Consider the following 20178-nt stretch of genomic DNA (forward strand, 5'->3'; position numbering starts at 1 on the left):
CCCATCTCGGCGCACCCCGGTCGCGGCGGCGCGCGGGCGGTCATACGCTCCCAAATGTGACGTCGCCCCAGAGTGGAAGCCGGTCGCGCCGAGCGGCGTCGCACATAGCCGTGCGGGGTGTGTATGGCCTGGTCGGGGGGCTGGTAGTGGCGGGGTGGCTGGTGTTGCCACTCGCGAGATCGGGTGCTGATGATCACGATCGGGTGGCCGCGTCGCGAAGTACGGTGGCGCCGACGCGCGAGGCCGCCGGTGGAGACGACGGGACGGACACCGGGGATCTCGTACTGCCGGTCGTCGCGGTGGGCGCGGTGGGGGTGCTGACGGCGTACGCGTACACGCGGCGCAGACGGCGGGCGAGGACGCGTACGACGCCGGGCGGGGTGACCCCGCGGGTCGTACCGCTTGCCGAACTGGACCGGCAGGCCCAGCAGTCGCTGGTGGACATCGACGACTGCGTACGCACCAGCGCCGAAGAACTCGGCCTCGTCACGGACCAGTTCGGCGACAAGGCGGTGAAGCCCTACACGGAGGCGCTGGCGTTCGCGAAGTCCGAGCTGGCGGCGGCATTCCGGCTGCGGCAGCGGCTGGACGACCCGGCCCCGGAACCCGACGAGGGCCGGCGCCTGCTGGAGGAGGTCGTCGCGCGCTGCACGGAGGCCGGGCGACGACTGGACGCGGAGGCGGCCGGGTTCGACCAGCTGCGCGCCCTGGAGCGGAACGCGCCGGCCGCGCTGGCGTACGCCGAGACCCGTTTCCGTCGGCTCGCGGCGCGCACTCCGGCCGCCGAGGCGACGCTCCACGAACTCCGCGAGCGGTACGCCCCTTCCGCGTCCATCCCCGTGGTGGGCCACGTCGAACAGGCCAAGGACCGGCTTCTGTTCGCGACGACGCACCTCAACCAGGCCCGGCAGGCCCTCGACCGGGGCGACGGGGAACGGGCGGCCGCCTCTCTGCGCGGCGCGGAGGGGGCCATCGATCAGGCTGCCGTCCTCGTCGACGGTGTCGACCGGCTCGCGGGCGAACTGGACGCTGCCGAGCGGCGGTTGCCCGCCGCGCTCGCCGTGGTGGAGGCCGGCCTCGCCGAGGCCCGCGGCCATCTGGAGAGCACGGCCGTCGGTTCGCCATCGCTGCCCGGTCGTGTCGCACAGGCCGAGTCGGTCCTCGCCGACGTACGGCGTCCGCTGGCGGCCGCCGGTCCGCACGATCCGCTCGACGCGCTGCGTCGGGTGGTCCGGGCCGGTGCGGATTTCGCCGACGGGCTCCTTGATCACGTGCTCCTGCCGGCGGGCAGTTCGGTCGCCATCGCGGCCGACTTCGTCACCACGCATCGGGGAGCGGTGGGCTGGGAGGCGCGTACCCGTCTGGCGGAGGCGGAGCGGCATCTCTCGGGTGACCTCGCCGAGGCTCAGGCCGCCGAGGTTCTCGCGCAGCGGGCGCGGGTGCTTGCCGAGCGGGATGTACGGGCGTACGGGCATCCTCTGCGCGAGGGCGCCGGGGTGGGCGGGGCCGTGCTCGGGGGGATCCTGTTGGCGGGCGGGGGTCCCGTGAGCTTCGGGGGAGGTCGGACGCGGGGACGGCGGGCGGTGCCGTAGCCGTTGGCTGGGCGGGGGAGTTTTCGCCCCCTCCGCCCCTACCCGTCCCTTGCTCCTGGAGGCTGCCGCCCCCAGACCCCCGCTGTCGGCCTGAACGGCCTCGTCCTCAAACGCCGGACGGGCTGAAACTGGCCGGCCGGGGATGAAGGATGAAGCCCCCACGGGTGGGTGGGGGATCGGGACGGCACTACCTCGTCCTCAGACGCCGAACGGGCCGAAAGATCTCCGGCACCGGACGGGCTGAAGATGCCCCCCGGACTTAGAACAGGCTCAGCAACGCCTCCGCCGGATCCGCCAGTGCCTTGCCGCCGTCCGGGAGTGGGAGTTCGAACCACACTGTTTTGCCGCGTGGTGTGCGTCGTGAGCCCCAGCCGGCGGACAGTAGGCCGACGAGTTGCAGTCCTCGGCCGCCCTCGTCCGTGTCGCGGGCCCGGCGGCGTCGGGGCTGTACGAGGCCGGCGTCCCAGACCTCGCAGACCAGTGTGCGGTCGAGGAGGAGCCGGAGCCTGATCTCGCCTTCGCCGTAGCGGAGGGCGTTGGTGACCAGTTCGCTGACCAGCAGCTCGGCGGTGTCGACGAGCGGTTCAAGGCCCCAGGAGACGAGCTGGGTGCGCGCGTACTCCCGGGCCCGGCCCACGCTGCGCGGCTCGCGCGGCAGGGTCCAGTCGCCGACGGAGTCGGCGGGCAGCCCCTGAACACGTGCCATGAGCAAGGCGATGTCGTCTTCGCCGTGAAGGGTGTCGAGGGTGTTGAGGACGTGGTCGCAGACGTCCTCCAGGGGCCTGGACGGGTCGGTCAGCGCGCTGACGAAGGCTTGCAGGCCCTCGTCGAGGGGATGGTCGCGCGATTCGACCAGTCCATCCGTGTAGAGCGCCAAAAGAGCACCCTCGGCAAGTTCGACCTCGACCTCCTCGAAGGGCTCGCCGCCGACGCCCAACGGCATCCCCGGCGGCACGTCGAGCATCAGCGCGGCCTCGCCGGGCTCCACCAGGACCGGCGGGAGATGGCCCGCGTTGGCGAAGGTGCACCGGCGCGTGACGGAGTCGTAGACCGCGTACACGCAGGTGGCCAGGTAGACCTCGGAGAGGTCGGCGTCGCGGGACTGGCGGCCCGCTCGGGTGGCCTGCTGGACACCGCCCGGCGTACCGAGTCCGCGGGCGATCTCGTCCAACGCCGAGAGGACCTCCGCCGGTTCGAGGTCGAGAAGTGCCAGCGTCCGTACGGCGGTGCGCAGTTCACCCATCGCCACCGCCGCGCGTAGACCGCGTCCCATCACGTCGCCTACAACCAGCGCGGTTCGGTGGCCGGGGAGTTCGATGACGTCGAACCAGTCGCCGCCGACCTCGGTGGCCGCGTTGCCGGGCAGATACCGGCAGGCGATGTCCAGGCCGGACGCCTCGGGGTCGCCCGGAGGCAGCAGGGACCGTTGCAGGATCAGCGCCCGCTCGTGCTCACGGCGGTACAGGCGCGCGTTGTCGATACAGACCGCGGCGCGCGCGGCGAGCTCCACCCCGAGCGCCCGGTCACGGTCCCCGAACGGCTCGCTGCCCTTCGTACGGGAGAACTGCACCAGGCCCACCACGGTGTCGTGGGCGACCATCGGCACGGCGAGCGTGGACTGGATGAGGCCGCCCTCTTCGGCGGGAAGGTACTGGGGGCGGGCGGTGCGCAGGGCGTCAGCGCACGGCGAGTTGAACGGGAAGTGGTGGACGGCGCCGACGGCGACGGGCGGGGGTCCGCCGGCGAAGGGCGCGTCGGAGACGGCGCTGGCGAAGGCGACGCGGCGCAGTTCGGCGCTGCCGTCGGCGAGCCCCGGCGGGGTCTCGTCGCCGGCCAGGAGGCCCTGGTAGAGGTCGACGGTGGCGAGGTCGCAGAAGCCGGGGACGACGACGTCGAGGAGTTCGCGGGCGGTTGTCTCCAGGTCGAGGGAGTTGCCGATGCGGGCGCCGGCCTCGTTCAGAAGGGCGAGATTGCGCCGCGCGGAGGCGGCTTCGCGGGCTGCGGCGCGGCGGGCCGTGATGTCGGTTCCGAGCCAGGCGATGCCGATGGGGCGGCCGCTGCCGCTGTGCACGCGATAGAGGTTGATGGACCAGTGGCGGCGTTCTTCGGAGCCGGGCACATGGCCTGTGACGTGCATGTCCGTGATGGAGTCGCCGGTCTCAAGGACGCGGCGCAGCGTGGCGGCGACCCGTTCGGCCTCTGAGCGCGGCAGATAGTCGTGGACGCCGCGCCCGCGGTGATCGGCGGGAGTGCCGCCGAAGGTCGAGGCGAACCGCTGGTTGGCCCGCCGGACCCGCAGATCCGTGTCGATCAGAAGAAAGCCGAACGGAGATTGTCCGAAAATCGCCTGCGAGGCGGCGAGGTCCGTCTCGATCCGCCGGAGGGTGCGGACGTCGACGACGATGCATACGGCGGCCCGCTCACCGTCCTCGTTCGTGGTCGGCATCACATAGACCTCGGCGAGGCCTTCGGCGCCGTCCTGGTCGGCCTCGGTGGGCGGCATCCGGAAGGGAACCACGCCGGTCCACTCCCGGCCGTCGAGGATCTCCGCCATCTTGCGGTGCCCGAAGTCACGCCGGTCCGGGGCGACGAACGCCGCGATGGGGTCCATGCCGACGGCGCGGTCCGCGGATATCCCGAAGAGCTGCTCCGCGCGCAGGCTCCACTGCTCGACCAGCCCGTCGGCGCCTATCGAGAACGAGGCGACCTTGATGTAGTCGTAGATCGAGCCGGGCGGGCTGCTCTGCCACATCGCGTCGCCCGCCCTGTCACCTCTCGTGTCGCCCATCCCCTCGTCCAAGGCGGACAAGGCGGATCGGCGCACAACGGAGTCACCCACGGCCGAGTCACCCACGGCGTCAGCCCTCACGCCGTCCGACGGGTCCTCGGACTCCGTGGCCTTCGCTGGTATCTCGCTCACGCGAACCGTCCCCTCCAGCTCACCGCGTCCGGCACCGGTCACCGGGGGCGGCTGACCGCAGTATCCAGTACTACGGCGCCGCACAACACGGTGTTCACGATCACAGCACGGTCCCGATGGTTTTTGGACCGGCCGCGACATACTCCCAGTCTTCTAACCAGGTGGCACCCCGTCGAATCCAAGAGTCCGGCAGGCACCAGTGGCCTGAACCAATTGGTCGGCGCACGCCCGGGACCGATCCTCCTCATCCAGGCACCGCCAGCTCGAACCAGACCGTCTTGCCAGTGTCCCCCGGGCGTGTGCCCCAGCGACGCGAGGAACTGGCCACGAGCTGGAGTCCGCGGCCACTTTCGTCGTCGACGTCGGCGGCCCGTTCACGGGGCGGGTCGGGGAGCGGGTCGGAGACCTCCACCAGCAGGGCGTCCGGCATCCCGCCGGGCCGACACAGTCGTACGCCGATGGGGCCGGTGGCATGCCGCAGGGAATTCGTCACCAGCTCGCTGACCAGCAGCGCGGCAATATCAGCAAGGGAATCCAGCTGCCAGGCGCGCAGCTGGTCCCGGACGACGGCACGAGCGTTGCGGACGGCACCCGGCTCCGCGGGAAAGGTCCACTCGGCACAGTCGCCTTCGGTGTCGATCACGTCGATCACTTCCCAGGCCCGAAGCACACCCATGTCCGGTTTCATGGGGTTAATGGGCACATACCCGATATCCGGGACGCTTTACCGCACCTGGCGGCGCACTGTGGCGCGAACGGCGTACGAAGCACCGAACAAAGGTCACCGCACGCGCCCCCAGATCTCCGGACGTCAGCGGGCATCCCCGAGCGAGACAAGCAGGGCGCGCAGGATCCGCTCCAGCTCCTCGGCGTCGCCGTCGCCGAGACCGGCGAGAAGCTTGCGCTGGTTCTGGACGTGTCCTTCGACCGTGCGGTCGACGAGCTCCCGCCCCTCGGCGGTCAGGCTGATGTGAAAGCTGCGGCGGTTCCCGGGGATGACATCACGCGTCACCAGACCCCGGGCCACCAGACGGTCCACCCGGTTGGTGAGGGCGGCCGAGCCGATCATGACGCTCGCGGCGAGGGCCTTGGGGGTGAGGGCTCTGTCGCTGCGGCGGAGCGTGGCGAGGACGTCGAACTCCCAGCTCTCCATGCCGTACTGCGCGAAGTAGTCCTTGATGCTGGCACTGGCGAACCGCGAGAGGCGCATGATGCGCCCGACGGCACCCATGGCATCGAGGTCCAAGTCGGTTCGCAGGGCCGACCACTGGTCGAGGATGTCGTCGACGGAATCGCGCATGCGGGCCACCTCCCCTTCATCAATTCGACGTCAAACTGTTTGACTTCATTCTAGTTCGGCGATTAGCTTCGATGTCAGATAGTTCGACGTCGAAAGGTACTTCCGTGGGTTCCGTGGGTTCAATGGCTTCCGTGGGTTCCGTCGAGGCAGATCATTCCACCGTGGCACGGGTGATCCGCTCGCGCCGCAGTATCCGCCACTACCGTCCCGACCCGGTCGCCGCCCCGCTCCTGCGGGAACTGACCGACCTGGCCCTGGAAGCACCGTCGAGCTTCAATCTGCAGGCCCGTTCCATCGTCACCGTGACCGGCGAGGAGGGGCTCAGGGCGCTCACGGAGGCGACCGGCGGCCAGCCGCACCCGCAGGAAGCGCCGGTGATGCTGGTGTTCGTCGCCGAGTCCGGCGCCTGGCGCGAGGACCGCGGTGACGTGTGGGACGTGGCCCGCGGACGCGGTGCGTGGTCCGAGAGGTTCGCGGCCGCCTCGCCCGACGACGCGCGGCTCTTCCACGAGGACCTGCGCTCCCGGGGACTCGACCGCGAGTACGCGGTCAAGGACGCGATGATCGCCGCCTCGTTCCTCATGATCGCCGCCGAGGCCGCGGGCCTGGCCACCAGCCCGATGAACGGCTGGTCCGAGGACGAGGTCAAGAAGGCCATCGGGGTCGCCGGCCGCGACGACCTGCACATCGCGCTGCTCATGCCGCTGGGTCACCCGGCCGAGGACCGGCTCCATCCGGGCCGCCGGGACCGTGCGCTGAGCTGTTTCAGCGAGACCTACGGGCGCTGACGACCACCGCGCGGCGCCCCGGAAAGGGCACCACAAGCAGGACCTACGGCCACTGACGGGCCGCGGGAAACGGGGGCGGCTTCGGCCTGCCCGCACACATCTCTCCATTGCCAACGACAGGGGATCGTCCGTCATGACCACCGTGAACAAGCTCGTCCAGGTCGCCGGAATCATCGACGCCACCGAGGCCGACATGATCATCGACGAGGGCGCGGACTGGATAGGTTTCGCTCTGCGCCTGCCCTCCGGCAAGGACGACATCGCCGAGCAGGACGCGGCCAACATCATCAAGGGGCTCCGGGCCCCGCACGCCGGTGTCCTCATCAGTTACCTCACCGACGCCGAGGAGATCAGCGAGTTCTGCCGGGAACTCGGTGTGGTCGCCGTACAGCTGCACGGCGACGTCGAGACCGAGCAGCTCCGGCGCCTCAAGGAGCTGCGCCCCGACCTGTTCGTCCTGAAGTCCCTCGTGGTCAAGGAGGACAACGTGGAGGAGCTGCTGAAGCTCGTCGACAGCACCCACCCGTTCGTCGACATGTACATCACCGACACCTTCGACCCGAAGACCGGTGCCAAGGGCGCCACCGGTCTCACCCACGACTGGAACGTCTCGGCCGAACTCGTCCGCCGCTCCCCGAAGCCGCTGATGATGGCCGGCGGTCTGAACCCGGAGAACGTCGGCGACGCGATCCGCGCGGTCAGGCCCGCCGCCGTCGACGCCCACACCGGCCTGGAGGGCCCCGACCGGCGCAAGGACCGCGCCAAGGTCGCCAAGTTCATCGCCGAGGCCCGCCGCGCCTTCGACGAGATCGGCTGACCCCGCTCGCGGGGCGGGGGAACCGAGCCGGGCCGCAACGAAGCGACCCGAGCCCCCGGCGTACGGGGCCGACCATCCCGTACGCCGGCATTCCTGACGCATGCCGGCATTCCTGACGTACCCCGCCGACCCGGCGCCGTACGCGGGGACTTCCGACGTACGCCGCCGATCCGGCCGTACACCGGGACCTCTGACGTACGCCGCCGATCCGGTGTACGCCAGGACTTCCGACGTACGACACCGCCCCGGCCGCACCCGGCACCCGGCACCCGGCACCCGGCACCCGGCACCCGGCACCCGGCACCCGCAACGTACGACGCCGGCGAGCCCGTACGTCGCCACCCGCCACGTACGCCGTCGGCCGGCCCGTGCGTGTGCCGGGTGCCGGGCCCCGCCCCGCGACTTCCTGTTGCCGCCACCCCTCATCGAGGAGAGCTCAGTCGTGACCTCAGGCCACAACGTCCATCTGTTGCCGCAGACCGACCAACTGCGCGCGATCCACACGATCATCCGGGACCGGGACTGCACGCGAGAGGACTTTCTCTTCTACTCGCGGCGCGTCATCCGCCTCCTGCTGGAGGCCGGTATGGATCTGCTGCCCTTCGCCAAGAAGGAGGTCACCACCCCGGTCGGCGCGACCTACCAGGGGCTGGAGTTCGCCTCCCAGCTGTGCGCGGTTCCGGTGATCCGGGCCGGAGAGGCGATGGAGAGCGAGCTGCGGGATGTCCACCCGGGCATCCGTATCGGCAAGATCCTCATCCAGCGCGACAAGCAGACCAAGCTGCCGCAGCTGTACTACAAGCACCTGCCCGACGACATCGCCGACCGGCACGTACTGCTGCTTGAACCCATGCTGGCCACTGCCGGATCCGCGCTCGCCGCCGTCGACGTCCTGGTGGAGTCCGGGGTGCGCGAGGACCGCGTCATCATGATCAATTTCTTGTCGTCGCCCGAAGGACTGCGCCGGGTGGGCCAGGAGCGGCCGCGCGTGAAGATCGTCACCAGCGCCATCGAGGACCGGCTAAACGAGCACGCGTTCATGGTTCCGGGCATCGGCGACTTCGGCGACCGGTTCTTCGGCACCACCGACTCCGGAGCCAGGAAAGCAGCCCAGAAGTGACCCAAGAAGTGAACAGCCAGCGCCTCGCGGGCACCTCCGCGCTCACCGCGCTCGCCCCCGCGGTATGGGGCTCCACCTACCTGATCACCACCGAGTTCCTGCCGCCCGACCGGCCGTTGCTGGCCTCCGTGGTGCGGGCCCTGCCCGCCGGTCTGATCCTGCTGCTGTGGACCCGGGTGCTGCCCAAGGGCATCTGGTGGTGGCGGGCCGTCGTGCTGGGCGTGCTGAACATCGGCGCCTTCTTCTACTTCCTCTTCCTCGCCGCCTACCACCTGCCCGGCGGAGTGGCCGCCCTGGTCATGTCCATCCAGCCGATGATCGTGCTGCTGCTCGGCTCGGTCCTGCTCAAGGCCCGCATCCAGCCCCTGCACATCGCCTCCTGCCTGCTCGCGGCCGTCGGCGTCGCCCTGCTCGTCCTCCAGCCGCAGGCGGGTCTTGACACCGTCGGCGTCATGGCGGGTCTCCTCGGCGCCCTGTCCATGGCCTCCGGCATCGTGCTCACCAAGCGCTGGGGGCGGCCCGAAGGGGTCTCGCTGCTGACCTTCACCGGCTGGCAGCTCACCGTCGGCGGGCTCGTCCTGCTTCCGATCACTCTGGTCGGCGAGACGCTGCCCGACCATCTGACCTGGGGCAACGTCGGCGGGTTCGCGTACCTGAGCATCATCGGCGCGCTGATCGCGTACGTCCTGTGGTTCCGCGGTCTCTCGCGGCTGCCGGCGCTTGCGGCCTCGTTCCTCTCGTTCGCCTCACCACTGTGCGCGACCGTCCTCGGCTACCTCTTCCTCGACCAGTCCCTGCGCCCGCTCCAGTTCCTCGGAGCGGCGGCGGTCGTCGGAGCCGTCGTTCTCGCACAACCACGCAAGAAGGCACCGGTCGCTCCACGGGCCGAGCCCGCCGCCAGCAGAGCCTGAGCGGCATTTCACACATTCATTACTGGGGGGTCAGTACCAAATGAATACGAGTGCGCCGATATCTGGCGTATTTCTCAGACGTGTCTCACTGCGTGCCCTGCTCGCCAAGCAGGCCCGCAGTCGGCCCGACGCAGTCGCCGTGACGCATTCCGGCGGCCATCTCACCTTCGACGGTCTCGACCGCGCCGCCCGCCGCCTCGGCTCGCACCTGGTCGGCCTGGGCGTCACGCCGGACACCTGCGTCGGCCTCTACACCGAGCCGTCCGCCGACCTGATGACCGGCGCGTGGGGCATCCTCGCCGCCGGAGCCGCGTATCTCCCGCTCTCGCCGGACTACCCGGAGGGCCGGCTCAGGTACATGGTCGAGAACTCCGGGACCCGGGTGGTCGTCACCCAGGAGCACCTGCGCGAGCGCGCCCGGCGCCTCGTTCCCGAGGGCACGCTGGTCGTCACCGTCGCCGACGCGCCCGAACTGCCGCACCGGGCACTGCCGGAGAGCCGCGGCGACCAGCTCGCGTACGTCATCTACACCTCGGGCAGCACCGGCCGCCCCAAGGGCGTGATGATCGAGCAGCGCAGCATCGTGTCGCAGATGCAGTGGCTGGCCAACTTCGGACACCTCGGTCCAGAGGTGTCGGTCCTGCAGAAGACGCCGATGAGCTTCGACGCCGCCCAGTGGGAGATCCTCGCCCCCGCCTGCGGCGCCCGGGTCGTCATGGGCACCCCGGGGATCTTCCGGGACCCCGAGGGCATCATCACGATGATCTGCGAACACCGGGTGACCGCCCTCCAGGCGGTGCCGACCTTGCTCCAAGCGCTCGTGGACACCGAGGAGTTGGGTGCCTGCGGGTCCCTGACCCGGGTGTTCTCCGGCGGCGAGGCTCTCACCCGCACCCTCGCCCGGGACCTCTTCACGGCGCTGCCCGGTGTCTCGGTGGTCAATCTGTACGGGCCGACCGAGACGACGATCAACGCCACCTCGCACTGGATCGACCCGCAGGCCCTCGGCGACAACCCGTCCGGGATCGTGCCCGTGGGCGTCCCGGCCGACAACGTGACCTGCTACATCCTCGACGAGAACCGGCAGCCGGTCGAGATCGGCGAGAGCGGCGAACTGTTCCTCGGCGGCGCCCAGGTCGCCCGCGGCTACATCGGCCTGCCCGAGCAGACCGCCCAGCGGTTTGTGACCTCGCCCTTCAACCCGACGGAGCGGCTGTACCGCACGGGCGACCTGTGCCAGTGGAACCCCGACGGCACCATCCAGTTCATGGGCCGCACCGACAACCAGGTCAAACTGCGCGGCTACCGGGTCGAGTTGGAGGAGGTGGCCTCCCGCATCGAGGAGCACACCTGGGTGCGCCGCGCGGCCGCGGTCGTCACCGACGACCCGCGCACCGGCAACAAGGCGCTGGTCGCGGCGGTCGAGCTGAACGAGCGCACCGCCGCGGTCATGGACCAGGGCCGCGCCGACGCCGCCCACCACCAGTCGAAGGCCTCCAAGGTCCAGGTCAAGGCGCAGTTGTCGAACCCGGGCCTGCGCGATCCCGAGGAACTCGCGGGCCGCGAGGTACTCCCCCTGCCCGGCGGCGCTGCGGCGCCGGAGCAGCGGCGGACCGCCTTCGCCCGCAAGACCTACCGGTTCTACGACGGCGGCCCCGTCACCGCCGAGGACCTCCTCGGCCTGCTCGCGCCGCGACTCCCGGACACGGTCGCGCCTGGGCTCCGGAGCACGGCCTCTCCTCGGCTCCCGGGCACGGCCTCGAAGTCCGCTGCGCGCACTCCGGCCGAGCTGCCGCTCGCCGAACTCGGCGAGATCCTGCGCTGGTTCGGCCCGTTCCGCAGCGAGGACCGGCTGCTGCCGAAGTACTCGTACGCCTCTCCCGGCGCGCTCTACGCGACACAGCTGTACGTAGAGACGAGCGGCCTGCCCGGACTGGCTCCGGGGCTCTACTACCACCACCCGGTCGACCACACCCTCGTACGCATCGGCTCGGAGGGACCTGGCAGCCCCGCGCTGCGGGTGCACTTCCTCGGCAAGAAGCGGGCGATCGAGCCCGTCTACAAGAACAACATCTCCGAGGTGCTGGAGTTCGAGGCCGGCCACATGGTCGGTGTCTTCGAGGAGATCCTGCCCGCGTACGGCCTTGCCATCGCGCCCGCCGCCTTCGCACCGGAGGTGAAGGCGCGCCTGGACGTCACCGACGAGGACTTCTATCTGGGCACCTTCGCGATCACGGAGAACGACGGCCGGGCGCGCCCGGACCAGGTGGAACTGTTCGTGCAGGCGCACGGCGACCGGGTGGGGGGCTTGGAGAACGGCCTGTACCGGTACCGGGACGGCCGGCTCGAACGGCTCGGCGCCGACCTCGTGGAGAAACGGCACGTCATCGCCATCAACCAGGGCGTGTACGAGCGGGCCGCGTTCGGCGTCAGCGCCGTGTCCCGCGCCCCGCAGGCGTGGCTGCACCACATCGTGCTGGGCAGCATGCTCCACCGCCTCCAGCGCGTCCCGGGCATGGGCTTCATGTCCTCCGGCTACTCCTCGAAGACCGGCCACCCGCTCCCGGCCTCCCGGCGCCTGGACGACCTGCTCGCCGCCGCCGGAGTACCGGCCGCGCCCGCCTCGTACTTCTTCGTCGGCGGCCGTGTCAGCGACGAACAGGCCGCGCACGAGGGGATGAACGAGGACGCCGTGCACACCAAGGGCCCGGCCGAGATGATCCGGGACGAGCTCACCCGCTCCCTCCCGGACTACATGATCCCGGCCCGCGTGCTGGTGGTGAACGAGCTGCCGCTGACGGCGAACGGCAAGATCGACGCCAAGGCCACGGCACTCCTGCCGGAGGTCTCCGCGGCCCGTACGTCGTCGGCGTACGTCGCTCCCGGGACCGCGACCGAGCGGTGGCTGGCCGCCGAGTGGGGACGGCTGCTGAAGTACGACGACGTGTCCACCCAGGACGAGTTCTTCGCCTCCGGCGGCAACAGCCTGCACGCCGTCGCGCTCGTCAACAGGGTCAACCGGGAGTTCGGGGTCACCCTGCCGTTGCAGGTCATCTTCGAGTCGCCCAGGCTTGAAGACCTCGCCGCCCGGGTCGACGACGACACCCCCGCGCGGGTGTCCCGCCTCGTCCCGCTGCACACCGACGGCGCGGACAGCCCGGTGTTCTGCTGGCCGGGCCTCGGCGGCTATCCGATGAACCTGCGCCTGCTGGGCCGCGGCGCGAACGTCGACCGGCCGTTCTACGGCATCCAGGCGTACGGCATCAACGCGGGCGAGGTGCCCTACGGCACGATCCGCGAGATGGCGATGGCCGACGTCACCGAGATCCGCCGGGTCCAGCCGTCCGGCCCGTACACGCTGTGGGGCTACTCGTTCGGCGCGCGGGTCGCGTTCGAAGCGGCGTGGCAGCTGGAGCAGTTCGGGGAGAAGGTCGAGAACCTGCTGCTGATCTGCCCGGGCAACCCGAAGGTGCGCACCGGGGACGGCGGGCAGTGGGGCCGCGAGGCGTCGTACGCCAACCCCGCCTACGTGACCATCCTGTTCTCCGTGTTCGCGGGCACCGTCCACGGCCCGGAACTGGACGCCTGCCTGGAACGGGCGACGGACGAGGACTCCTTCGTGGCGTTCGTCCACGGACTGCTGCCCGCGCTCGATGCAGGAACGATTCGCCGCATCACCCGGATCGTCGGGGAGACATACGAGTTCGAGTACAGCTTCCGCGAGCTCCAGGAGCGCCGGATCGACGCCCGGGTCACGATCTTCAAGGCCCGGGGCGACGACTACTCGTTCGTCGAGGACAGCTCCGGCTACTCGGCCCGCCCGCCGGCGGTCGTGGACCTGGACGGTGACCACTACAGCGTGCTCAAGGAGCACGGAGTGGGGGAACTCATCGCCAGGATCCGGTCCGTGACGGGCCGTTAGAGCCCCTGCTCACCCCCAGACCCCTCGCCCCCACGTGACATCCCCCGCCCGTGGGGGCGAGGACTCAGCTGCCCACTTGCCCGAGAGAGGAGAACCGCCGTGCCGCACGTCAGCATCAAGCACTGGCCGCGCACCTTCACCAGCGCCGAGAGGTCCGACCTCGTCGCGTCGCTGACCGAGACGGTCACCCGCGTCTTCGCCTGCGAGCCGGGGTCGGTGTCGATCGCCGTCGAGCCCGTGGAGCCGTCGCGCTGGCTGGACCTGGTGCACACACCGGAACTCGAAGACCGCGCTCACCTGCTGTGGAAGCAGCCGAACTACTCCAAGCCCCTCCCCACCGAAGGAACTTGATGAACACCACGATCCCCGTCGTCCACAGCGACGAGGTGCGCGAGGCGCTGCACGAGAACCGCCCGGTCGTCGCGCTGGAGTCGAACGTCATCACGCACGGCCTGAAGTACCCGCACAACGCGGAGACCGCACACCGGGTCGAGGCCGCCGTCCGCAAGGGCGGCTCCGTCCCGGCGACGATCTGCCTGGAGGACGGCGCGATCCGGGTCGGCATGACCGAGTCCGACATCGAACGGTTCGCGTCCGAGACGGGGATCCCGAAGGTGTCCAGCCGGGACCTGCCGGTGGTACTCGCCCGAGGGGGCCGCGGTGCGACCACCGTCGCGTCCTCGCTGGTCGCGGCGGAGCTCGCCGGGATCCCGTTCTTCTCCTCGGCCGGCCTCGGTGGGGTGCACCGGGGCGCGGAGACCACCATGGACATCTCCTCGGACCTGATCCAGCTCACCCGCTCGAAGGTGGCGGTGGTGTGCGCCGGCGCGAAGATGATCCTCGACCTGAAGCTGACGATGGAGTACCTGGAGACGCAGTGCGTGCCGGTGATCTCCTACGGCTCGGACGACTTCCCCGCGTTCTACTGCGCCTCCAGCGGCGTCCGGTCCCCGCACCGCATCGACGACGAGGACCTGATCGCGAAGGTCGTCGGCACCCACTGGGCCGCCGGGCACCCCGGCGGCGTGGTCATCACGACCCCTCCCCGCCCCGAGGACGCCGTCGACTTCGCCGAGGCGGAGGCCGCGATCAGTGACGCCCTCGCCCAGGCCGGACGGGACGGCGTCACCGGCCAGGGCCTCACGAAATACCTGATGCACGCGGTCGACCGGACCACCGGCGGCCGTACCGCCCAGGCCAACATGGCGGTCCTCATCTCGACGGCGGAGGTCGGCGGCCGGATGGCGGCGGCTTACGCCCGCCTTCGGGCGGAGGGCCACTCCTGACCCCGCCTGGGCGCGCCCGACCTCGCCTGGGCGCGCCCCGGTCACAGCAACCTCCTCGCGACGGACCACTCCTGACCGCCCGTCACGGCACCTGCCCCTGCTGACCCTTCACGGCAACCGCTCCTCAATCACCCTTCACAGAGAGACCACCCACATGTCTTCGCTTTTCGACTCCGTCACCTTCGGCAAGATCCCGCTGAACAACCGCCTCGTGATGGCCCCCATGACCCGCAACCGCGCCAAGCCCTGTGGCGGCGCAACCGAGTTGATGGCCGAGTACTACGCCCAGCGCGCCTCCGCCGGCCTGATCATCACCGAGGGCGTGCAGCCCTCGCAGACCGGCCAGGGCTTCATCAACACCCCGGGACTGCACGACCCCGAGCAGGTGAAGACCTGGCGCACCGTCACCGACGCCGTCCACGCGAACGGCGGCCGGATCGTCGTCCAGCTCATGCACTCGGGCCGGATCGGCCACCCGTCGCTGTACGACAGCGCCCACCAGTCCGTCGCGCCCTCCGCGATCGCCGCCGGCGGGCAGTGCTTCACGCCCGGGGGGCCGCAGGACTACCAGGTGCCGCACGAGCTCACCGTCGACGAAATCGCCGAGACCGTACGGGACTTCGCGACCGCGGCCCGCAACGCGATCGAGGCGGGCTTCGACGGTGTGGAGGTCCACGCCGGCAACGGATTCCTGCTGCACCAGTTCCTCGCCGAGAACACCAACCGCCGTACCGACGCCTACGGCGGCTCTACCGGCAACCGCGTCCGCTTCACCACCGAGGTTGTCGAGGCCGTGGCCACCGCGATCGGCAACGAGCGCACCGCTGTCCGGGTCTCCCCGGGCAACCCGTACAACGACATCGCCGAGGGCGACACCGAGGCGTTGTACGCGGCCCTGATCCCGGCGCTGCCGGAGCTGGCGTTCCTCGAGGTGTGCGAGATCGTCACGCGCCCGGTGACGCAGACGATCCGCGAGCTGTGGCGGGGGAACCTGGTGGTGAACCCGCACGCCACGCCGGACTCTTTCCCCGCCTCGGGGAAGTCGGCGCAGGAGGTCCTGGACGCGGGCCTGGCCGACGCCGTGTCGCTGGGCGCCCTGTTCCTGGCCAACCCGGACCTGCCCGCGCGGATCCAGGAGAGCGGCCCCTTCAACGCGGCCGACGAGTCGGCGTTCTACGGCGGCGACCACCGCGGCTACACCGACTACCCCGTACTCGGCCGGTGAAGGCGGGCAGGCCGATCAGACCGACCGAGCCGGCGCAGGAGGCGAAGGCGGCGAAGGCGGTCGTCAGGGGTTCCGAGCGCCAGTTGCTGCTGTTCTCCGGCCGTGCGCATCCCGAGTTCGCCGAGCGGGTCGCGCAGGAGCTGGGGACCGGCCTGGTGCCCACGCAGGCGCGGGACTTCGCCAACGGCGAGATCTACGTCCGCTTCGAGGAGTCGGTACGCGGCGCGGACTGCTTCGTCGTGCAGTCCCACACGGCTCCGATCAACACGTGGATCATGGAACAGCTCATCATGATCGACGCGTTGAAACGGGCCTCCGCACGCAGTGTCACCGTCGTCGCCCCGTTCTACGGCTACTCGCGGCAGGACAAGAAGCACAGGGGCCGCGAGCCGATCTCGGCCCGGCTGCTCGCGGACCTGCTGACGGCCGCGGGCGCGGACCGGATCATCACCGTCGATCTGCACACCGATCAGATCGTGGGCTTCTTCGACGGGCCGGTGGACCATCTGTTCGCGCTGCCGACGCTCGCGGACCACATCGCCGCGGGCACCGGCCACGCCGGGCTGACCGTGGTGTCACCGGACGCGGGCCGGGTGCGGGTCGCGGACCGGTGGTGCGACCGGCTCGGCGCGCCGCTGGCGATCGTCCACAAGAAGCGGGACAAGGACATCGCCCACCAGATCAGCGTCCACGAGGTGGTCGGCGACGTCGAGGGCCGGGTGTGCGTCCTGGTCGACGACATGGTCGACACGGCGGGCACGATCTGCGCCGCGGCGGAGGCGCTGTACGACAACGGTGCGCGGGATGTGATCGTGGCGGCCACGCACGGCATCCTGTCGGGCCCCGCGGTGGACCGGCTGAAGAACTCGAGGGTGAGCCGGTTCGTGTTCACGGACACCCTGCCGACGGCCGCCGCGACCGGCCTGGACAAGGTGGAGGTGCTGTCGATCGCGCCGGTGGTCGCGCAGGCGATCCGGGAGATCTTCGAGAACGGTTCGGTGACGAACCTGCTCGACAAGCTGTAACCGCCCGCCAAGCGGTAACCACCCGCCCTGCCGGGGCACTTGGCCCCCTCGTACGACACCGCTGCGCGGCTCTTCGAGGGGGCTAGGGGGTGTCGTTGTCCCACTCCAGCAGTGTGGCCTTCACGGCGGGAACATCCTGGTCCAGCCAGTCCACGTCCCAGATCTCGTCCGGTGTCAGCCAGCGCAGCTCGTCATGGTCCTGGAGGGGCCCCGGACCGGCCGAGCCGGGAAGCAGCCGCGCGGTCCACACCTGGAGGACGTACGGCACTCTCAGGGGCCACTCCCCCGGGACGCGGCCGACCGGCTCCGCCGTGACGCCGAGCTCCTCGTGCAGTTCGCGTACCAGGGCCTGTTCGGGGGTCTCGCCCGGTTCGACCTTGCCGCCGGGGAGCTCCCAGCGTCCGGCCAGCTCCGGGGGTGCGCTGCGGCGGGCGGCGAGCAGTCGCCCGCCGTTCAGGAGGGCGGCTCCGACCACCACGATCCGTTCGGTCATGCGCCGGAGCCTACGGGAGCGCCCCGCGCGCCCCGTCGCGCCCGCCCGACCGGATCACCTGCTCCCGTTCTGCCCGAGCCGCTCGACCCAGTACAACTGCTTGTGTCCGCGGTCGTCGAGGCTGTCCGCGATCTTCTGCGCCTCGGCACGGGTCGCGTACCTGCCCACGCGGTAGCGATTGCCGTTGTCGTCCTGCCGGATGACGAGCCAGGGAAGAGTGATCGTGCCGTCGTTCATCGAGCCCCTCCGCTTCCCGCCCCGGGCCCTCGCCGTGCCTCGACCTCTAACGAAACCGCAATCCGCATATGCCCGAGCCTACGCCTAACCTTCACGCAGCGAATACGGCTTTTCACAAAGAGGTACGCAACAAGCCAGGAAGTGGACTTGAGTCCTGGGGCGCACACCGCCGAACGCGCCGTCGACCGCTCTCCCCGCGCCCGCGAGCAGGGCAAAGTCCTTACAGAGTAGGGCTGTTGAGAAAGGCCAGATTCCAACCGGGTTGGTTTGAGGGCTGCTTCACCGGCGGTGGCTGCCACCCTCCCCCGTGGCTACTTCACCGGCAGGTGGTACGCGATCCGGTACCGGTCCGCCGGCAGGACGACGTCCGCCGTCTCGACCGGACGCCCCGACGCGAAGAACGTCCGCTGGATGACGACGACCACATGCCCGGGAACGCCGCCCAGCGAGAGAAGCTCCTCCGCGAGACCCGGGCGGGCGCCCACCTCCTCCGTGACGTTGTCCACGATCACGTCGATGGCCGCCATGCGCTCGACCACGCCCATGCCGCCGAGCGGGCCCTCCTCGGGGAGCATCACCGGCGTACGGCCCGTGACGGCGAGGGGCTCCCAGGAAGTGGAGAGCATCATCGCCTCGCCCCCGTCCCGGTAGACGTAGTTCGTGCACATCACGCGGTCGCCGGGCTGGACGGCGAGCCGCTCGGCGATCGCGACACTCGCCTCGACCTGCCGGCTGTGGGACTCCCAGGTGCCTCGCGCGGAGACGTCGGCCTGCTCCTGGCGGAACGGGGTCGCGCCGCTGTCCGGGCGGTATCCGGAGCGGGCGACACTGCGCGGCACCGGACGCTCCCGTACGTATGTGCCCGACCCGGAGCGGCCCTCGACCAGGCCCTCGGCCATCAGGACCTTGCGCGCCTCCAGTGCGACCGTGTCCGAGACGCCGTACTCCTCGCGGATCCTCGCCTGGGAGGGGAGGCGAGTGTGCGGTGGCAGTGAACCGTCGACGATCTTCTGGCGGAGATCACCCGCGACGCGCAGATACGCCGGCTGTTCACCGAATGTCACTGGCCACTCCCATCAGGTTGTACAGACAGCGACAGCCTGGCAACCGTGGGTTGTCTCACGCAAGCAAAGGCCAAAGATTCACTCGATGTGATGACTTGTGCTTGCCGGGGGCTTTACCCAGGCACTTTCTCCCCGGTATAGCCGCCGTCACACCTCCAGATCGGGGTCACCTCCGCCGTCGTCCGCCGAGCCGTCCTCCCCGCCGTACGTCGGCGGGGTGGTGGCCAGCCCCAGAGCCTCGCGCGTGGTGACCGTCTTCTCGGGGTCGGTGAGGTCCAGCCCCTTCTCGTAGTGCACGTAGAAGGTGTCCACGTCCCCCGCGTCCGCCGCCTTCGCCCACTCCTCCTGCGCCGAGTCGAGGTCCTTCAGGAGAGTGGCAACGGGCTCGGCGGCATCAGGGGCGAACGTATGGTCCTGGAGCATGCCCACCTGCTCCGTGAGCGCGTCCGACACCCTGGTCGCCCACTCCTTGTGACCCGGCAGATCATCCTCGACGTACTCCGCGTCGGGCACCGAGTCCATCGCCGCGTTGAGCACCTGCGCGGCCTCCAGGTAGGCGAGCTGGTCCGCGTCGAGCGTCGTGGCGTCCTGGCGCAGCGAGCCGGTCAGCGTGGCCGTCTCGTCCGTGTTCCCGAACACGCAGGTGATCTCGCGGTCGCCCAGGCCCCAGCTCTGCCGGGTCGGCGTGAAGTAGTACAGGTCGACGTCGTCCGGGACGGCCCAGGTGTCCATCGCGTAGGCGTCCTGGAGCGTGTAGCACTTGTCGTCGGCGGTGTCCGAGATCACGCTGTCGCCGGGGTAACTCCCCTCGCTCATCGAGAAGTTCGCGACCACCTCGCCGTGGTGCTCACCGGCGCACGGCACCTCGTCGACGTCGTACGTCATACCCTCCAGCGAACCGCCCGGCACGTCGAAGCAGTCGCCCTCGTCGAGCGAGAAGGTGCTGTTCTGCGAGTCGTTCGCCGCCTCCTTGAAGCCGTCCCAGAAGTCCCGCGCGCCGCCCGTGGTGACCATGAGCAGGGCCAGCACCACGCCGAGCGAGGACAGCACCACGCCCCCGACCGCCATCCCCTTGCCACGCTCGCCCCGCTTCTTGATCTGCACCAGCGCGACGATCCCGAGGACCAGCCCGACGCCGGGCAGAAAGCAGAGAAGACCGAGCACGAGCGCGGAGATCGCGAGCCCGTTGACGGGCACCGGCGGGACGGGCGCAGGGTAGCCGTAGCCCCAGGGCTGGTGAGGCTGCTGGAACGGCTGCTGCTGGTACGGGCCTTGGGGGTAGGGGCCCTGTGGGTACGGGCCCGGTGGCGTACCGGGAGGCGGGTACTGGCCCTCGGGCTGCTGGGGGCCGGGCGGCGGGGATATGGCCACAGGTACGTACCTTGCTCCTGGTCCGGGCGGATGCGGGTTCGGCGTACGAAACGCCATACGAACTGCAGTACGGCTGGGCGCATCGTAAACGCGGCACGAGCCAGGAC

17 protein-coding genes are annotated in these 20178 nt (G+C 70.3%); 10 read left to right on the forward strand and 7 right to left on the reverse strand.

Annotated features, from left to right (window positions below; all coding sequences use genetic code 11):
• The first annotated feature begins 203 nt into the window (after positions 1-203).
• Positions 204-1592 carry a hypothetical protein gene (locus AB0N66_RS18385; protein ID WP_365435538.1) on the forward strand — a complete coding sequence of 463 codons (1389 nt, stop codon included), beginning with the start codon at positions 204-206 and terminating at the stop codon, positions 1590-1592.
• Between the two features lie 259 nt (positions 1593-1851).
• Here the strand turns inward: AB0N66_RS18385 and AB0N66_RS18390 are convergent, their stop codons facing one another.
• The 3 genes from AB0N66_RS18390 to AB0N66_RS18400 all read right to left on the reverse strand — a co-directional run bounded on the left by AB0N66_RS18390 (position 1852) and on the right by AB0N66_RS18400 (position 5812).
• Positions 1852-4512, reverse strand: a complete 2661-nt coding sequence (locus AB0N66_RS18390; RefSeq protein ID WP_365435541.1) for a SpoIIE family protein phosphatase — start codon at positions 4510-4512, stop codon at positions 1852-1854.
• Between the two features lie 244 nt (positions 4513-4756).
• Positions 4757-5188, reverse strand: coding sequence for an ATP-binding protein (locus tag AB0N66_RS18395; RefSeq protein ID WP_365435544.1), 432 nt, complete (start codon positions 5186-5188; stop codon positions 4757-4759).
• Positions 5189-5323: 135 nt separating this feature from the next.
• Positions 5324-5812: a MarR family transcriptional regulator gene (locus AB0N66_RS18400; protein WP_365435547.1), complete on the reverse strand. Its 489-nt coding sequence runs from the start codon at positions 5810-5812 to the stop codon at positions 5324-5326.
• A 161-nt stretch (positions 5813-5973) separates the two neighbouring features.
• Between AB0N66_RS18400 and AB0N66_RS18405 the strand changes: the two genes are divergently transcribed.
• From AB0N66_RS18405 to AB0N66_RS18445, 9 genes are all read left to right on the forward strand, one after another.
• On the forward strand, positions 5974-6600 hold the full coding sequence (locus tag AB0N66_RS18405) for a nitroreductase family protein (RefSeq protein WP_365435550.1): 627 nt from the start codon (positions 5974-5976) through the stop codon (positions 6598-6600).
• 133 nt (positions 6601-6733) lie between these two features.
• Entirely contained in the window at positions 6734-7417 is a 684-nt protein-coding gene (locus tag AB0N66_RS18410) for a phosphoribosylanthranilate isomerase (protein WP_365435553.1), read from the forward strand.
• Positions 7418-7859: 442 nt separating this feature from the next.
• On the forward strand, positions 7860-8537 hold the full coding sequence (gene upp / locus AB0N66_RS18415) for a uracil phosphoribosyltransferase (RefSeq protein ID WP_365436067.1): 678 nt from the start codon (positions 7860-7862) through the stop codon (positions 8535-8537).
• 8 nt (positions 8538-8545) lie between these two features.
• Complete coding sequence (locus AB0N66_RS18420; protein WP_365436070.1) at positions 8546-9448, forward strand: EamA family transporter; 903 nt, start codon at positions 8546-8548, stop codon at positions 9446-9448.
• Between the two features lie 40 nt (positions 9449-9488).
• Positions 9489-13370: an amino acid adenylation domain-containing protein gene (locus AB0N66_RS18425; protein WP_365435556.1), complete on the forward strand. Its 3882-nt coding sequence runs from the start codon at positions 9489-9491 to the stop codon at positions 13368-13370.
• 99 nt (positions 13371-13469) lie between these two features.
• Positions 13470-13721 carry a hypothetical protein gene (locus tag AB0N66_RS18430; protein WP_365435559.1) on the forward strand — a complete coding sequence of 84 codons (252 nt, stop codon included), beginning with the start codon at positions 13470-13472 and terminating at the stop codon, positions 13719-13721.
• The gene (locus tag AB0N66_RS18435; protein WP_365435562.1) at positions 13721-14656 is read left to right on the forward strand and encodes a pseudouridine-5'-phosphate glycosidase; all 936 of its coding nucleotides are present in this window, start codon (positions 13721-13723) and stop codon (positions 14654-14656) included. The genes AB0N66_RS18430 and AB0N66_RS18435 overlap by 1 nt, the downstream gene beginning before the upstream one ends.
• Before the next feature lie 154 nt (positions 14657-14810).
• Entirely contained in the window at positions 14811-15881 is a 1071-nt protein-coding gene (locus AB0N66_RS18440; RefSeq protein ID WP_365435565.1) for an alkene reductase, read from the forward strand.
• A 14-nt stretch (positions 15882-15895) separates the two neighbouring features.
• A complete protein-coding gene (locus AB0N66_RS18445) occupies positions 15896-16906 on the forward strand; it encodes a ribose-phosphate diphosphokinase (protein WP_365436073.1) in 1011 nt (336 codons plus the stop codon).
• Between the two features lie 82 nt (positions 16907-16988).
• On the opposite strand, the gene AB0N66_RS18450 is transcribed toward AB0N66_RS18445, so the two are convergent.
• The 4 genes from AB0N66_RS18450 to AB0N66_RS18465 all read right to left on the reverse strand — a co-directional run bounded on the left by AB0N66_RS18450 (position 16989) and on the right by AB0N66_RS18465 (position 20071).
• Complete coding sequence (locus tag AB0N66_RS18450; protein ID WP_365435568.1) at positions 16989-17399, reverse strand: (deoxy)nucleoside triphosphate pyrophosphohydrolase; 411 nt, start codon at positions 17397-17399, stop codon at positions 16989-16991.
• A gap of 54 nt (positions 17400-17453) precedes the next feature.
• Positions 17454-17636, reverse strand: a complete 183-nt coding sequence (locus tag AB0N66_RS18455) for an SPOR domain-containing protein (protein ID WP_365435571.1) — start codon at positions 17634-17636, stop codon at positions 17454-17456.
• 311 nt (positions 17637-17947) lie between these two features.
• On the reverse strand, positions 17948-18700 hold the full coding sequence (locus AB0N66_RS18460; protein ID WP_365435574.1) for a GntR family transcriptional regulator: 753 nt from the start codon (positions 18698-18700) through the stop codon (positions 17948-17950).
• 147 nt (positions 18701-18847) lie between these two features.
• Complete coding sequence (locus AB0N66_RS18465; RefSeq protein WP_365435577.1) at positions 18848-20071, reverse strand: DUF4190 domain-containing protein; 1224 nt, start codon at positions 20069-20071, stop codon at positions 18848-18850.
• Positions 20072-20178: the final 107 nt, after the last annotated feature.

It is taken from the genome of Streptomyces sp. NPDC093544 (assembly GCF_040683495.1).
In the GTDB taxonomy this organism is placed as follows: domain Bacteria; phylum Actinomycetota; class Actinomycetes; order Streptomycetales; family Streptomycetaceae; genus Streptomyces.

Excerpts from the sequence above, each read along its gene's own strand:
- AB0N66_RS18395 (WP_365435544.1), bottom strand. The coding sequence starts at position 5,188 with ATGGGTGTGCTTCGGGCCTGGGAAGTGATCGACGTGATCGACACCGAA.
- AB0N66_RS18400 (WP_365435547.1), bottom strand. The coding sequence starts at position 5,812 with ATGCGCGATTCCGTCGACGACATCCTCGACCAGTGGTCGGCCCTGCGA.
- AB0N66_RS18410 (WP_365435553.1), top strand. The coding sequence starts at position 6,734 with ATGACCACCGTGAACAAGCTCGTCCAGGTCGCCGGAATCATCGACGCC.
- AB0N66_RS18425 (WP_365435556.1), top strand. The coding sequence starts at position 9,489 with ATGAATACGAGTGCGCCGATATCTGGCGTATTTCTCAGACGTGTCTCA.
- AB0N66_RS18435 (WP_365435562.1), top strand. The coding sequence starts at position 13,721 with ATGAACACCACGATCCCCGTCGTCCACAGCGACGAGGTGCGCGAGGCG.
- AB0N66_RS18440 (WP_365435565.1), top strand. The coding sequence starts at position 14,811 with ATGTCTTCGCTTTTCGACTCCGTCACCTTCGGCAAGATCCCGCTGAAC.
- AB0N66_RS18450 (WP_365435568.1), bottom strand. The coding sequence starts at position 17,399 with ATGACCGAACGGATCGTGGTGGTCGGAGCCGCCCTCCTGAACGGCGGG.
- AB0N66_RS18455 (WP_365435571.1), bottom strand. The coding sequence starts at position 17,636 with ATGAACGACGGCACGATCACTCTTCCCTGGCTCGTCATCCGGCAGGAC.